Source organism: Cupriavidus sp. HPC(L) (genome assembly GCF_000307735.3).
GTDB lineage: Bacteria > Pseudomonadota > Gammaproteobacteria > Burkholderiales > Burkholderiaceae > Cupriavidus.
Genome location: NZ_AMPR02000023.1, coordinates 1 through 13928, shown reverse-complemented (window position 1 = coordinate 13928; position 13928 = coordinate 1). Strand labels below are relative to the sequence as shown.

Annotated in this window: 7 protein-coding genes and 1 pseudogene; 1 reads left to right on the top strand and 7 read right to left on the bottom strand. The window is 69.6% G+C overall.

The genetic code is table 11. The features are described from left to right. Together glgA and B551_RS02550 are read right to left on the bottom strand one after the other, a co-directional pair. On the bottom strand, positions 1–1737 hold a 1737-nt coding region (gene glgA, locus B551_RS02555), incomplete at its 3' end, for a glycogen synthase GlgA (RefSeq protein WP_083492493.1). A 241-nt stretch (positions 1738–1978) separates the two neighbouring features. Next, on the bottom strand, positions 1979–4468 hold the full coding sequence (locus tag B551_RS02550; RefSeq protein WP_006578302.1) for a glycogen/starch/alpha-glucan family phosphorylase: 2490 nt from the start codon (positions 4466–4468) through the stop codon (positions 1979–1981). Positions 4469–5120: 652 nt separating this feature from the next. On the opposite strand from B551_RS02550, the gene B551_RS02545 reads away from it, so the two are divergent. Continuing rightward, entirely contained in the window at positions 5121–6140 is a 1020-nt protein-coding gene (locus tag B551_RS02545) for a DNA topoisomerase IB (RefSeq protein ID WP_006578304.1), read from the top strand. A gap of 40 nt (positions 6141–6180) precedes the next feature. Here B551_RS02545 and B551_RS25460 read toward each other — a convergent pair whose 3' ends face one another. The 5 genes and pseudogenes from B551_RS25460 to B551_RS26390 all read right to left on the bottom strand — a co-directional run. After that, positions 6181–6519 carry a response regulator gene (locus B551_RS25460; RefSeq protein WP_216599684.1) on the bottom strand — a complete coding sequence of 113 codons (339 nt, stop codon included), beginning with the start codon at positions 6517–6519 and terminating at the stop codon, positions 6181–6183. A gap of 97 nt (positions 6520–6616) precedes the next feature. Continuing rightward, the gene (gene malQ, locus B551_RS02535; RefSeq protein ID WP_023263417.1) at positions 6617–8857 is read right to left on the bottom strand and encodes a 4-alpha-glucanotransferase; all 2241 of its coding nucleotides are present in this window, start codon (positions 8855–8857) and stop codon (positions 6617–6619) included. 75 nt (positions 8858–8932) lie between these two features. Beyond that, positions 8933–11062: a glycogen debranching protein GlgX gene (gene glgX, locus B551_RS02530; RefSeq protein ID WP_023263416.1), complete on the bottom strand. Its 2130-nt coding sequence runs from the start codon at positions 11060–11062 to the stop codon at positions 8933–8935. An 11-nt stretch (positions 11063–11073) separates the two neighbouring features. Beyond that, on the bottom strand, positions 11074–13341 hold the full coding sequence (gene glgB / locus B551_RS02525) for a 1,4-alpha-glucan branching protein GlgB (protein WP_006579337.1): 2268 nt from the start codon (positions 13339–13341) through the stop codon (positions 11074–11076). Positions 13342–13350: 9 nt separating this feature from the next. Next, positions 13351–13928: pseudogene (locus tag B551_RS26390) on the bottom strand (alpha-amylase); the annotation flags it as partial.

Below are 13928 nucleotides of genomic sequence, written 5' to 3'. Positions count from 1 at the left end.
GTTGGCAGTCGCACCGGCCTGCGCGGGAGCCGCGCCGCGGTCGACGCGTGCGCTCCGGCTGCGCCGCCGCGACGGCGAGGCCTGGATCGCCAGTTCTGGCGCCGGCTCCGGCGCCATGACCGGCGCCATCGCGGAAGCGATGGCCGGCGTGGAGCGCGGCGCGCGCTGCGGGACGCGTTGCGGCTGCGCGGATTCGGCCTGCGCCACCTCTGCTGCGCGCTGCGTGGCGCGCTGCATCGCCAGCGCCGATGCCAGCGCAGGCGACAGCGCGCTGTACAGCGACAGGTATTGCTCGGCCGGCCGGGTCCAGCAGAACAGCGACTGCATGCCGGCGCGCTGCAGCACCTTCCACGCGCGCGGCCGCCGCAGCCATTGCAGCGCGCGCTCGATCGCCGCGCTCATCGCCTCGACGGTCTCGCCGTCGAACAGGAAGCCGGTGGCGCCAGGCCGCGGGGTCGAGCCGTGGCCGGCGTCGCGCACGGTATCGACCAGGCCGCCGACGCGCGAGGCGACCGGCACCGTGCCGTAGCGCATCGCATAGACCGGGGTCAGCCCAAAGGGCTCGAAGCGGCTGCCGTGCAGCAGCACGTCGGCGCCCGCGTGCAGCAGATGCGCCGTTTCCTCGCGGTAGCCGATCGACACGCCGACGCGCTCGGGATAGCGCGCGGCCAGCGCCTCGAAGCCGCGCTCGATCGCGGCGTCGCCGCAGCCGAGCACCGCGAACTGCACGGTGTCGTCGGCCTGCAGCGCGCGTTCGATGGCACCGAGCGCGACATCGGCCATTTTCTGATGGGTCAGCCGGCTGCCCATCGCGACCAGCGGCGCGGCGGGATCGGCCGGCAGCCCGAAGCGGCTTTGCAGCGCCGCCTTGCAGGCGCGCTTGCCGGCCATCGAATTGGACGTATAGCAGTGCGGCAGCAGATCGTCGCTGGCCGGGTCCCAGTCCTCGGTGTCAATGCCGTTCGGGATCGCGCCCAGCACATCGCGCCGCGCCTGCAGCAGTCCTTCCAGCCCGTGGCCGAACTGCGGCGTCAGCATCTCCTGCGCATAGTTGTGGCTGACCGTGGTAACGCGGTCGGCGTAGCGGATGCCTGCCTTCAGGAAATTGAGCTTGCCCCAGAACTCGACGCCGTCGGAGGTCAGGCAGTCGTCCGGCAAGCCGAGCTGCCGCGCCAGGCACAGCGGGAAAATGCCCTGGAAGGCCAGGTTATGGATCGTCAGGATGCTCGGCGTGTCGAGCCCGGCGGCGCGCATCAGCAGCGGCGTCAGCCCGGCATGCCAGTCGTGCGCGTGCACGGCCGCGGGCATCGGCAACGGTGTGCGGCCCGCGGCAATCGCGGTGGCCGCATGCGCCAGCGCCGCGAAGCGCTGCGGGTTGTCGGCAAAGTCGCGCCCGGTCGGGTCGGTGTACGGCGTGCCGGCGCGATCGTAGAACGACGGGCAATCGAGCAGGGCGACCTGCACGTTGCTTCCCGGCATTCGGCCGAGCATCAGCCGCATCGCGCTATGCCCGGGTGCCAGCGCCAGCCCGGGCGCGCTCTCGGCAAGCTTCAACGCGCCGAGGCTGCGCAGCCCCACGGCGCCGGCCAGGGCCTGCGGATAGCCCGGCATCAAGATCGTGACATCGAGGCCCCGCTGCTGCAGGGCGCGGGCCAGCCCGCTGACGACATCTCCCAAGCCGCCTGTCTTGGCCAAGGGCATGGCCTCGGCCGCCACGAATAGCACGTTCGTGTTCAAGTTGATCTCCGCCATTCTGAATGCGCTGGTGGTGGGACGGCGGTCGGGCTGCACCGCCGCTGTTGCACTTCACTTGCGGAGCGTTGTCGCGAGGCCCCGGCGCGTGAAGCGTTGGAGCCATGCGAATGGCATGCCAGCGTGGCGTGAGTTTCGCAAAGGCTTTGCGTTCAACGGTTTGCGTAACTGGTTCGTAACTGTTGAAACAAGCGCTGCGTAAAGGCTCCGCCGGCCGGTGTAAGAACTACATGCCCGGGCTGCCCTTGTGGCGGGTGCCCGCGGTGCTCATCGCGGCGCGATGCAGCAGCGGCACCGGCACCGGCTCGACGCGCCAGATCCGCTCGCAATACTCGCGAATCGCACGATCGGACGAAAAACGCCCGGAGCGCGCGCACGACAGCACCGACATCCGCTGCCAGCGCGTCTGGTCGGTGAACGCAGTGGACACGTCCTGCTGGCAATGCAGATAGGAGGCGAAGTCGGCCAGCAGCATGTAGGGGTCGTGTTGCAGCAGTCCGCCGAAGATCGGCTGGAACACCGACGGATCGCCGCGCGAGAAGAACCCCTGGGCGATCAGGTCGATCACCGCGCGCAGCTCGGCATGGCTCTCGTAGCACGCGGCCGGCCGGTAGCCGGCGGCCTTCAGCGCGTAGACCTCCGAGGCCGAGAGCCCGAACGGGAAGAAGTGATCGGCGCCGATCGCGTCGCGCAGTTCGATATTGGCGCCGTCCATCGTGCCGATCGTGATCGCGCCGTTCATCGCGAACTTCATGTTGCCGGTGCCGGACGCCTCCTTGCCCGCCAGCGAGATCTGTTCGGACAGGTCGGCGGCCGGATAGATCTTCTGCCCATAGGTCACATTGAAGTTCGGCAGGAACACCACCTTGAGCCGGTCGCGGACCTGCGGGTCGCGGTTGATCACGTCGCCGACGGAGGTGATCAGCCGGATCATCAGCTTGGCGTAGTGGTAGCCCGGGGCCGCCTTGCCGGCGAACAGGAAGGTGCGCGGCACGATGTCGGCGTTCGGATCGGACTTGATCCGGTGGTACAGCGCGACGATATGCAGCACCGCCAGATGCTGGCGCTTGTATTCGTGGATGCGCTTGACCATCACGTCGAACATCGACGCCGGATCCACGACGACGCCGGTGGTCTCGCGCACCAGCCGCGCCAGGTCTTCCTTGTTCTCGCGCCGCGCCGCCTGCCACCGGTCACGAAAGCCGGTGTCGTCGGCGTACGGTTCCAGCTCGCGCAGTTTGTCCAGGTCGCCGATCCAGCCATCGCCGATGGACTCGCACACCAGCCGCGCCAGCCTGGGATTGGACAGGGCCAGCCAGCGGCGCGGTGTGACGCCGTTGGTGATGCTGGTGAACTTCTCCGGCCACATGGCGTAGAAGTCCTTCAGTACGTCCTCGCGCATCAGCCGCGAATGCAGCTCGGCCACGCCGTTGATGGTATGGCTGCCGACGCAGGCAAGATGCGCCATCCGCACATGACGCTGGCCGCGTTCGTCGATCAGCGACAGGCGCGACAGCTGCGACTCGTCGCCGAAGAAGCGGATCCGGACCTCGTGCAGAAAGCGCGCGTTGATCTCGTAGATGATTTCGAGATGGCGCGGCAGCGTGCGCTGGAACAGCGGCAGCGGCCACATTTCCAGCGCTTCGGGAAGCAGCGTGTGGTTGGTATAGGCGAAGGCCCGGCGGGTGATCTCCCAGGCTTCGTCCCAGGCCACATCGTGCTCGTCGACCAGCAGCCGCATCAGTTCGGCGATGCCGATGGCCGGATGGGTGTCGTTCAGCTGCACGGCGAACTTCTCGTGAAACCGCGTGACGGGAATGCCATGCGCGTCGAGCAGCCGCAGCATGTCCTGCAACGAACAGGACACGAAGAAATACTGCTGCTCCAGGCGCAGCTCCTTGCCTTGCTCGGTCTCGTCGTTGGGGTAGAGGACCTTGGTCAGGTTCTCCGAGGTCACCTTCTTGCTGACGGCGCCAAGATAGTCGCCGCGATTGAACACGCCGAAGTCGAACGCCTCGGTCGCCTCCGCCCGCCATAGCCGCAATGTGTTGACCGTGTTGACGCGATAGCCAAGGATCGGCGAGTCGAAGGGCACGCCGACCACCGTCTTGGCCGGCACCCAGCGCACCCGGTAGTGGCCGCGATCGTCGGTGTAGTGCTCGGTCTGGCCGCCCAGCTTGACCTGGACCGCCCATTCGGAGCGCTGGATCTCCCACGGATTGCCGTGGCGCAGCCAGGTGTCGGTGCTCTCGACCTGCATGCCGTCGATGATCGACTGATGGAAGATGCCGTACTCGTAGCGAATGCCGTAGCCGAGCGCGGGGATCTGCATCGTCGCCAGCGAATCGAGGAAGCAGGCCGCCAGCCGGCCCAGGCCGCCGTTGCCCAGGCCCGGCTCCAGTTCCTGTGCCAGCACCGTGTCGAGATCCAGGCCGAGCTCGGCCATGGTTTCCTTGACCTCGTCGAAGATGCCCAGATTGACCAGGTTGTTGCCCAGGTGGGGGCCCAGCAGAAATTCGGCCGACAGATAGGCGACCGTGCGCGAAGGCTGGCCCAGATAGGTCTCCGCCGTACTGATCCAGCGCTGCACCAGCCGGTCGCGCACCGTATGGGCGAGCGCCTGATACAGGTCGTTGGGACTGGCAAGGCCGGGCAGCTTGCCCTGCGTATAGAAGACGTGATCGAGGAAGGCGCGGCGGATGGTCGCGCCCGACATCGCGGTGCGAGTGTCCTCGTGGCTGTCTGGGGGCATGGTTTCGGTGAGCTGCGCCCGGGCGGCTTGCGGCATGGCGGTCCTCCGGTTGGAAAACCGCAAACAGCTGCAAGAGACGTACCTTGCCGTCGGTAAGCGCGTTTTGCTTGACCAGACGGGCATCGGCGCCCTGGCGGTTCTTGCCAATTATTGGTGAGTTTGTAGAAAACGGTTAGATCTGATGCGGGATGCGGTCGGCTCCCCTCTCCCGCTGGCGGAAGAGGGGTTGGGCGGGACGTAGGGCGGCCGATCCGCAACGTCGCCAGCCATCCTGCCGCCCGATTCCCTCTGCCCGACCCTCTCCCCGGCCTTCTCCCCGGCCCTCTCCCCGGCCCTCTCCCCTCAGCGGGAGAGGGGGAACACCGGCGTCGATGTCGTCCGTTTCCTACAAACGATTGCGCTAGCGGCGGGATGCATCGGGCGCCGCCCCGGACTAATGTCGGAATGCCATCCCGGACAACGGCGCAACGACGGCTCGACACGGCGCCGGAGGGGAAGGGCGGAGAGGGGAGACACGATGCGCGCTTCGACGCCAGCCGCCGACAGCGTGACGGCAGGGACGACAGCAGGGACCACGGCAGCGGCCGCGGCAACGACCGCGGCGGCGCGCGACGCAATGCCGCGCGGCGTCCGCTATGTCAACGACACCGGGCCCGGCATTACCCGGCGCCTGCTGCGCGGCCGCTTCGCCTACTTCGCCCCCGACGGCACCCGCATCCGCGATCGCGACACCATCGCCCGCATCGATGCGCTGGCGATTCCCCCCGCCTACCAGGACGTCTGGATCTGTCCCGATCCGCGCGGCCATATCCAGGCCACCGGCCGCGACGCCCGCGGCCGCAAGCAGTACCGCTACCACCCGGCCTGGATCGCGCTGCGCGACGAGAACAAGTACGACCGCCTGCTGGCATTCGGCCGCGCGTTGCCGCGGCTGCGCCGGCGCGCGCGGCGCGACCTGCAGCGCAACGGCATTCCGCGCGAGAAGGTGCTGGCCGCCGTGCTGCTGCTGCTCGACGCCACGCTGGTGCGGGTCGGCAGCCGGCGCTACGCGCGCCAGAACCGCACCTACGGCCTGACCACGCTGCGCCGCCGCCATGTGCAGGTGCGCGGCAGCCGGCTGCGCTTCCTGTTTACCGGCAAGAGCGGCGTCGAGCATGACGTGACGCTGCAGGATCGCCAGCTCGCGCGGCTGGTGCGCACCTGCGCGGACCTGCCGGGCCAGCATCTGTTCAAGTACCGCGACGAGGACGGCCAGCTGCGCGAGGTCGGTTCCGACGATGTCAACGTGTACCTGCGCGAACTGGCCGGCGAGGACTTCACCGCCAAGGACTTCCGCACCTGGGCCGGCAGCGTCCATGCGCTGGCCGAACTGCGCAAGGCGCCGGCGGCCGAGTCGGAGGCTGCCCGCAAGCGCGCGGTCGCCGCGACGATCAAGATCGTGGCCCGGCGGCTGCGCAATACGGTCGCGGTATGCCGGCAGTGCTATGTCCACCCGACCGTGGTCGACGCCTATATGAACGACAGCATGGCGGCCTGCGTGCAGTGCCGCCGCTCGGTCGCGGCGCTGAGCATGGACGAGACCCGGCTGCTGGCGCTGCTCGAAGCGCAGGGCGCGGCGGCCGGCGAGCGCGGTTAGCGGATTCGGGGCAAGGGCGTCAGGGCGCTGGCGCCTCGGCCTAGCTCTGTTCGAGCAGTTCGTCGATCGTGCGGATCAGCGTGTCCGGCGCGCAGGGCTTGCGGCAGTAGCGCACGATCGGATTCGGCACCTCGGGCAGCGTCTGGATGCTGGTGAAAACGACAATCGGTGTATGACTTAGCGACGCGTCGCCGAGCAGCAGATGACACAGCAAGGCGCCGTCGCCGCGCGGCATGACCCAGTCGGTGACAACCACCGACGGGTGCAGCCGCTGTGCGGCATCGAAGCCGGCCAGTCCATCTTCGGCCAACTCGACGGTAAATCCCGCGCGGCTCAGGGCGCTGGCCATGGCATGGGCTACGGCGGGATCGTCGTCCACGACGAGTACGGTTCGCACGGTCAGACCTTGTGTTTGCAGATCGCAATCGTTTCGACCGTGCCATGCAAACCGCGCGCCAGGGGACGCCGTCCGCGACTCAGCCCTTCGGCGCACGCCCCGTGCGCAGCGCGTCGATGCGCCGCTGCACGCCCGGCTGGCTGAACAGCGCCTGTACATCAAAGCGCAGCCGGCGCTGCCAGTTCGGATGGCCGCTGGTGGTGCCCGGCAGGTTGGGCTGTTCGACGTCGGCCAGCAGGTCCTCGACGGGCACCAGCCGCAGCGGCGTGCGGGTGCGCGACAGCCAGGCAAGGATCGTGGCCACCGGCGCGCGGTCGGGGTCGGGCGCCTCGCCCTTGGCGAGCCCGGCCTCGCACAGCGCCTGCCAAAGCGCCTGCCGGTCGCGGGCGCGCTCGGCGCGCGCGCTGGCCTCGGTGACATCCGGGCCAAGCTGGTCCAGGCGCGCGCGCCACGTGATGTCCTGCCCCGCCCACCAGCCGGCGATGGTCGGCAGGTCGTGCGTGGTGGAGGTCGCGACCGCGTTGGTCGGCCAGCGCTCGGGCGGCACGAACGCCGCGGGGCCTGCGTCCGCCTCGTCCCCCTCGTCCACCTCCTCGGTCTTGTCCGCCTTTTTTCCCTTGCCGCCAGCTTCGCCCTCCGGCTGCGCGCGCTCGAACCACAGCACGTCGATGCCGAGCATGCCGCGCTCGGCCAGCGTGGTGTTGAAGGTGTCCGGCACCGTGCCGAGGTTCTCGCCGATGATGATCGCGTGATGGCGCCACGATTCGAGGGCGATCAGCCGCAGCAGGTCGTCCATCGGGTAGCGCAGATAGGCGCCGGATTCCGGCGGCATGCCTTCAGGCACCAGCCAGACGCGCGCCAGCCCGAGCGCGTGGTCGATGCGCAGCCCGCCGACATGCGCGAGGTTGGCCCGCAGCATCTCGATGAAGCCGGTGTAGCCGTGCCGGCGCAGGCCCCGCGGCGAAAACACCGTGATGCCCCAGCTCTGCCCCAGCGCGTTGTACACGTCGGGCGGGGCGCCGGCGGAAAACCCCTGCAGCATCTCGTTCTGCCGGGTCCAGGCATGGCTGCCGGTGGGGTCGGTGCCGACCGCCAGGTCGCCGATCAGGCCGATCGCCATGCCGGCATCGCGGGCGCTGCGCTGCGCGGCGCGCAGGCCGTCGTCGGCCAGCCATTGCAGGAACACGTGATAGCCGATCTCGTCGGGACAGGCGCTGGCGAAGGCCGACAGCGCGGCGTCCTGCGGCGAGCGATGCGTGACGGGCCAGCGCCGCCAGTCGCCGGCCACCTGCAACTCGGCGCGGGTGCCGGCCTGCGCCACGTGCTGGGCCTGCAGCGCCTCGAAGGCGGCGTGCGCCAGCAGCGGCGTGCCGCCATTGCTGCGGAATTTCGCCAGATCGTCGGCGGCGTCGGCGGGCAGCAACTGGTCGCGGTGTTCCCATAGCCAGCGCGTGATCTTCAGCCGCGCCTGCGCGACCGCCGGCCAGTCGATCTCGGCCTTCGATTCCAGCGTCTGCATCACGCCGCCCAGCTGCAGCGCCGAGATCGCGCGCGCCACCGCCGCCTGGCCGAACACCGGCGCCGGGTCGGCATAGAGCACGTTCAGGAACAGCCGGCTGGACGGCGAATAAGGGCTGTAGCGTTCGGGAAAGGCCGCAAAGCCGGCGTGCAGCGGACTGATGGCGACGGCGTCGGCGCCTTCGCGGGCGGCCGCCTCGGCGAACATCGCCAGCGCGCTCAGATCGCCGATGCCGGCCGGCGCGCCGCGGCGCAGGCCGTAGACCTGCACGGACGGGCCCCAGGGCTTGCGGCTGATCCGCTCCTGCTCGGACAGGCCGATGCCGCGCAGCGCGTCCTGCACGCCGAAGCAGCGCAATGGCGCGACGGCCACCTTGACCTCGATGTCGCCCATCAGCAGCCGATGGTAGCCATGGCTCTGCACCGCCGGCACGATCAGCGCGCCGTGCGCATCGCGCCGCGCGACGCCGGTCTGCACGCTGCCGTCTTCCAGTTCGAGCCGGAACGGCTGCTCCTGCCGGGTATGGACGAGCGGCACGCGGATCGGCTTGCCCTGGTCGGCCGTCAGCAGCGGCGCCAGCGCGGTGGCGGCATCGTCGGCCAGCATCCGGGCGCGCGAAGCCTCGCACTGGCCGATGGTCTTGCAGGGCAGCTCCAGCCGTTCGAGCACGGCCCGCAGCGATGCCTCGGGGACCACGCGTTCGCGCCCCTGGGCATCCTGCCAGTGGACCAGCAGGCCGGCGCGCTGGGCGAGCAGATGCAGCGATGCGAGCGCGGCATCGGGATTGGCTTGGCGCGGCATGGTGAGACTCCTTTGTGGCTGGCTGGTCGGGATGGCGGACGATGGCAAGGATGGCCGTTGAACCGGGTCCGTCCGCTACGACGGCCCCGACGGCGCCAGCGTGGCGGCCAGCAGCACCGCGGCGTGCGGCGCGACGGGCTGGACCGGGTGATCGAGCGGCGCTTCGGGCAGCTCCGGCCGGGCGCTGTCGAACAACCGGGACCAGATCAGCGCCGGCGGCGGCAGCCGGTATTCGACCGGCTCGGTGCCGGCGTTCAGCAGCAGCACCGTCACATGGACCTGGCCGTCGGCGTCGCGCGTCGCGCGCCTGAGCGCCAGCGTCCGCTCCTCGGGATTGGACCACTGTTCGGGCGTCAGCGGTTGGCCGTCGACGCCGAACCAGCCGATATCGTGAAGACCCGGTGCGAATTCCTGACGACCGTGCAGGAAGTGGCGTTCCGCGTAGGCGGGCAGCCGCGCGCGCAGGCCCAGCAGCCGGCGCACGCATTCGACCATGCCGCGCCCGGTCGGCGTGCGCGCCTCGTCCCAGTTCAGCCACGACAGTTCGTTGTCCTGGCAGTAGGCGTTGTTGTTGCCCTGCTGCGTGCGCAGCCACTCGTCGCCGGCGGTCAGCATCGGCGTGCCTTGCGACAGCAGCAGCGTGGCCATCATCGCGCGCGCGACCTGGCTGCGGGTGGCAAGGATGGCCGGATCGTCGGTCGGGCCTTCCACCGTGCCGTCGGGGCTCCAGTTGGCGCTGGCGTTGTCGTCGGTGCCGTCGCGGTTGTCCTCGCCGTTGGCCTCGTTGTGCTTGGTGGCGTAGCTGACGAGATCCGCCAGCGTGAAGCCGTCATGCGCGGTGACGAAGTTGATCGAGGCCCAGGGCTTGCGGTGGCGCCGGTCGAACAGGTCGGCCGAACCGGTCAGCCGCGCGGCCAGATCGCCGCGCTGGCCGGGGTCGCCGCGCCAGTAGCGCCGCACCGTGTCGCGGAACTTGTCGTTCCATTCGGCGAAGCCTGGCGGCTGGTTGCCGACCTGATAGCCCCCCGGACCGAGATCCCACGGCTCCGAGATCAGCTTGACGCGCGACAGCACCGGGTCCTGCAGCACCGCGTCGAAGAAGCCGGCGCCCGGATCGAAGCCGTTGCCCTCGCGGCCGAGCGTGCTGCCCAGGTCGAAGCGGAAGCCGTCGACGTGGTAGCACTGGACCCAGTAGCGCAGCGAGTCGAGCACCATCTGCAGCACGCGCGGATGCGACAGGTTCAGCGTGTTGCCGCAGCCGGTGTCGTTGATGTAATGGCGCTCGTCGCCAGGCACCAGCCGGTAGTAGCTGGCGTTGTCCAGTCCCCGCCACGACAGCGTCGGGCCCAGCTCGTTGCCTTCGCAGGTGTGGTTGTAGACCACGTCGAGAATCACCTCGATGCCGGCTGCGTGCAGCCGGCGGATCGCCACCTTGACCTCGTTGAGCTCGCCGCCGCTCAGATAGGCCGGCTCGGGCGCGTAGTAGCTCAGCGTGCTGTAGCCCCAGTAGTTGCGCAGTTCCCGCTGTACCAGGAAGCGGTCCTGCAGGAAGGCGTGGATCGGCAGCAGCTCGATCGTCGTCACGCCAAGGTGATGCAGATGATCGACGAAGCGCGGGTCCGCCAGCGCGGCGAAGGTGCCGCGCTGATGCGGCAGCAGGTCCTCGCGCCGCATCGACAGCCCGCGCAGGTGCGCTTCGTAGATGACGGTACGTTCCCACGGCACCGCCGGCGGCCGGTCGTCCCCCCAATGGAAGCTCTCGTCGACGACGATCGCCTTGGGCATCATCGGCGCGCTGTCGCGCCGGTCCGGCGTCAGGTCGGCGCGCGGGCTCTGCAGCCGGTAGCCGAACAGCGCATCGGCCCAGCGCAGCGGGCCGGTCAGCTTGCGCGCATAGGGGTCCAGCAGCAGCTTGGCGGGATTGAAGCGATGGCCGTGGTGCGGTTCGTACGGGCCGTGCACGCGATAGCCGTAGACCGTGCCGAGCGCGGCGTGCGGCAGATAGCCGTGCCAGACCTCGTCGGTGCATTCGGGCATCGTCAGCCGTGCCAGCTCCTTGCGGCCGTTGCGCGAGAACAGGCACAGCTCGACCCTGGTGGCGTTGGCCGAAAACACCGCGAAGTTGATTCCGAGGCCGTCCCAGTGGGCGCCGAGCGGGTAGGGTTTGCCGGGAAGGAGCGTGCTGGCGATCGGGGAACGCGACAAGCAGGACCCTCCTAGTCGGGCAGATGGCGCAGCAGCAGCGTCGCCAGCGGCGGCAGCGTCAGCGACAGCGAGGCGGGCAGCCCATGCGACGGCTCGGCCTGCGCGAACAGTTCGCCGCCGTTGCCGACATTGCTGCCGCCATAGCAGGCGGCATCGGTATTGAGGATTTCCTGCCAGCGTCCGGCATGCGGCACGCCGAGCCGGTAGCCGGGCCGCGGCACCGGCGTCATGTTGACCACCGCTAGCACCACGTCGCCGCTGTCGGGCGCCGCGCGGCGCAGATAGGCGAACACGCTGTTATGGCTGTCGTCGCCGATCACCCAGCTGAAGCCGCCCGGATCGTGGTCGCAGGCGTGCAGCGCGGGCAGCTCGCGATAGACGCGGTTCAGGTCGCGAATCAGCATCTGCATGCCGCGATGGCTGGGATGGTCGAGCAGCGCCCAGTCGAGCTCGCTCTCGTGGTTCCATTCGAGCCATTGCGCGAGCTCGCCGCCCATGAACAGCAGCTTCTTGCCGGGGTGGGTCCACATGAACCCGAAATACGCGCGCAGGTTCGCCAGCTTCTGCCAGTGGTCGCCCGGCGCCTTGTTGATCAGCGAGCCCTTGCCGTGCACCACCTCGTCATGCGACAGCGGCAGCACGAAGGCTTCGGACCACGCGTAGACCATGCCGAACGTCATGTCCTGGTGATGCCAGGCGCGGTGCACCGGATCGTGCGACAGATAGCGCAGCGTGTCGTGCATCCATCCCATGTTCCACTTGAAGGTGAAGCCCAGCCCGCCGCTGTCGACCGGCGCGGTCACGCCCGGCCATGCGGTCGATTCCTCGGCGATCGTCATCGCGCCGTGGCAGCGTTCGCGCACCACGGTGTTCAGCTCGCGCAGGAACGACACCGCTTCCAGGTTCTCGCGTCCGCCGAAGCGGTTCGGCACCCACTGGCCGGCCTTGCGGCTGTAGTCGCGGTACAGCATCGAGGCGACCGCGTCGACGCGCAGTCCGTCGATATGGAACTCGCGCAGCCAGTGCAGCGCGCTGGCCAGCAGGAAGCCGCGCACCTCGTTGCGGCCGAGGTTGTAGATCAGCGTGTTCCAGTCCTGATGGAAGCCCTCGCGCGGGTCCTGGTGCTCGTACAGCGCGGTGCCGTCGAACTGCGCCAGGCCGTGCGGATCGGTCGGGAAGTGCGCCGGTACCCAGTCGAGGATCACGCCGATGCCGGCCTCGTGGCAGCGGTCGACAAAGGCGGCAAAGGCCTGCGGCGGCCCGAAGCGCGCGGTGGGCGCGAACAGCGACAGCGGCTGGTAGCCCCAGGAGCCGCCGAACGGATGCTCGGTGATCGGCAACAGCTCGATATGGGTAAAGCCCAGGTCGCGCACATAGGGAATCAGGCGCTCGGCCAGGATCTCCCATCCGCGCGAAGGATCGTTGACCTCGCGCAGCCACGATCCGGCATGGACCTCGTAGATCGACATCGGCGCCGAATATGGATCCTGGCTCGAGCGGCGGCTCATCCAGGCCTGGTCGGTCCAGCCGAACGGCGGCGCGGAGACGCCGGCCTGCGTGACCACCGACGCGGTGCCTGGCGGCAGCTCGGTGGCCAGCGCCAGCGGATCGGCCTTGTCGGGCAGCGGATGGCCGTTGGCGTCGCTGAGGTCAAACTTGTAGCGGCTGCCGGGCTGCACGCCGAGCCCGGCCGGCACGAACAGCTCCCACACGCCGGCGCCGTAGCGCAGCCGCATCGGATGGCGCGCCGGATGCCAGCCGTTGAAGTCGCCGATGACCGAAACGCGGCTGGCGTTCGGTGCCCACACCGCGAAGCGCACGCCCTCGATGCCGTCGACCGTCATCCATTGCGCGCCCAGGCAGCGGCCCAGCTCGAAATGCCGGCCCTCGCCGATCAGGTGCAGGTCCAGCTCGCCGAGCAGCAGGTCGAACGAATACGGATCGGCGCTCAGCTGGCGGGTGCCGTCGCCCCAGGTGATATCGAGCCGGTAGTCGCGCCGGCCCAGCCTGTCGGGCAGCGTGCCGGCGAAGATGCCGCCGGCGTGGATGCATTGCATCGGGCCGATCGCGTTGCCGACGTTGTCGGCCAGCGCGACCGACTGCGCGCCGGGCAGGCAGGCACGCACCACCATCCGATCGCCCTCCCGGTGCGGACCGAGCAGCGAAAACGGATCGGCATGCCGCGCGCCCAGCAGGGCGTCGTATTGGGCGGCGGTGTGTTCCGATTGCCCGTGCGGGCCCCGCGTCGACGCGGGGCCGGAGGAAGTCATGGTGGCCATGGTTGCGTCTCAGACGTGAGGGGGCGGAGGCGGCGAGGCCGGCGGCCCCGCAGTGCCGGCGGGCGCGCCGGTCAGCGTACGGATCAGCCGCGCCAGGCCGTGCACCGGCAGGTCGATCCACGTCACCCGATTGTCGGCCTCGTACTTGACCTCGTAGGCGGCGCGTTCGAGCAGGAACAGATCGAGCAGCGGCTGCATCTGGCCGGGGGCGACCCACGGGTGCAGCGCGGTCTCGGCCACCTCGCGGTAGCCGCCGAGGAAGGCGTCGGTGGCGGTCTGCCGGAAGCGCTCGAGCAGCCCCTCGCGCCGCTCGGCCTGCGCCGGCGGCAGCGCCGAATGGGTGCGCTCGCTGCGGTCGGTGCCGACCGTCGCGGCGGCATAGTCGAACGAGCGCAGGATGCCGGCCACGTCGCGCAACGGCGACGTCTTGCGGCGGCGGTAGGCCAGCGGCAGGCCCGGCTCGCCCTCGAAGTCGATGATGTAGGTGTCGTTCTGCGCGATCAGCACCTGGCCCAGATGCAGGTCGCCGTGAATGCGCGTCTGCAGGCTGCCCGGCGCTGCCGCGGCGAGCGCGGCGACCAGGTCGG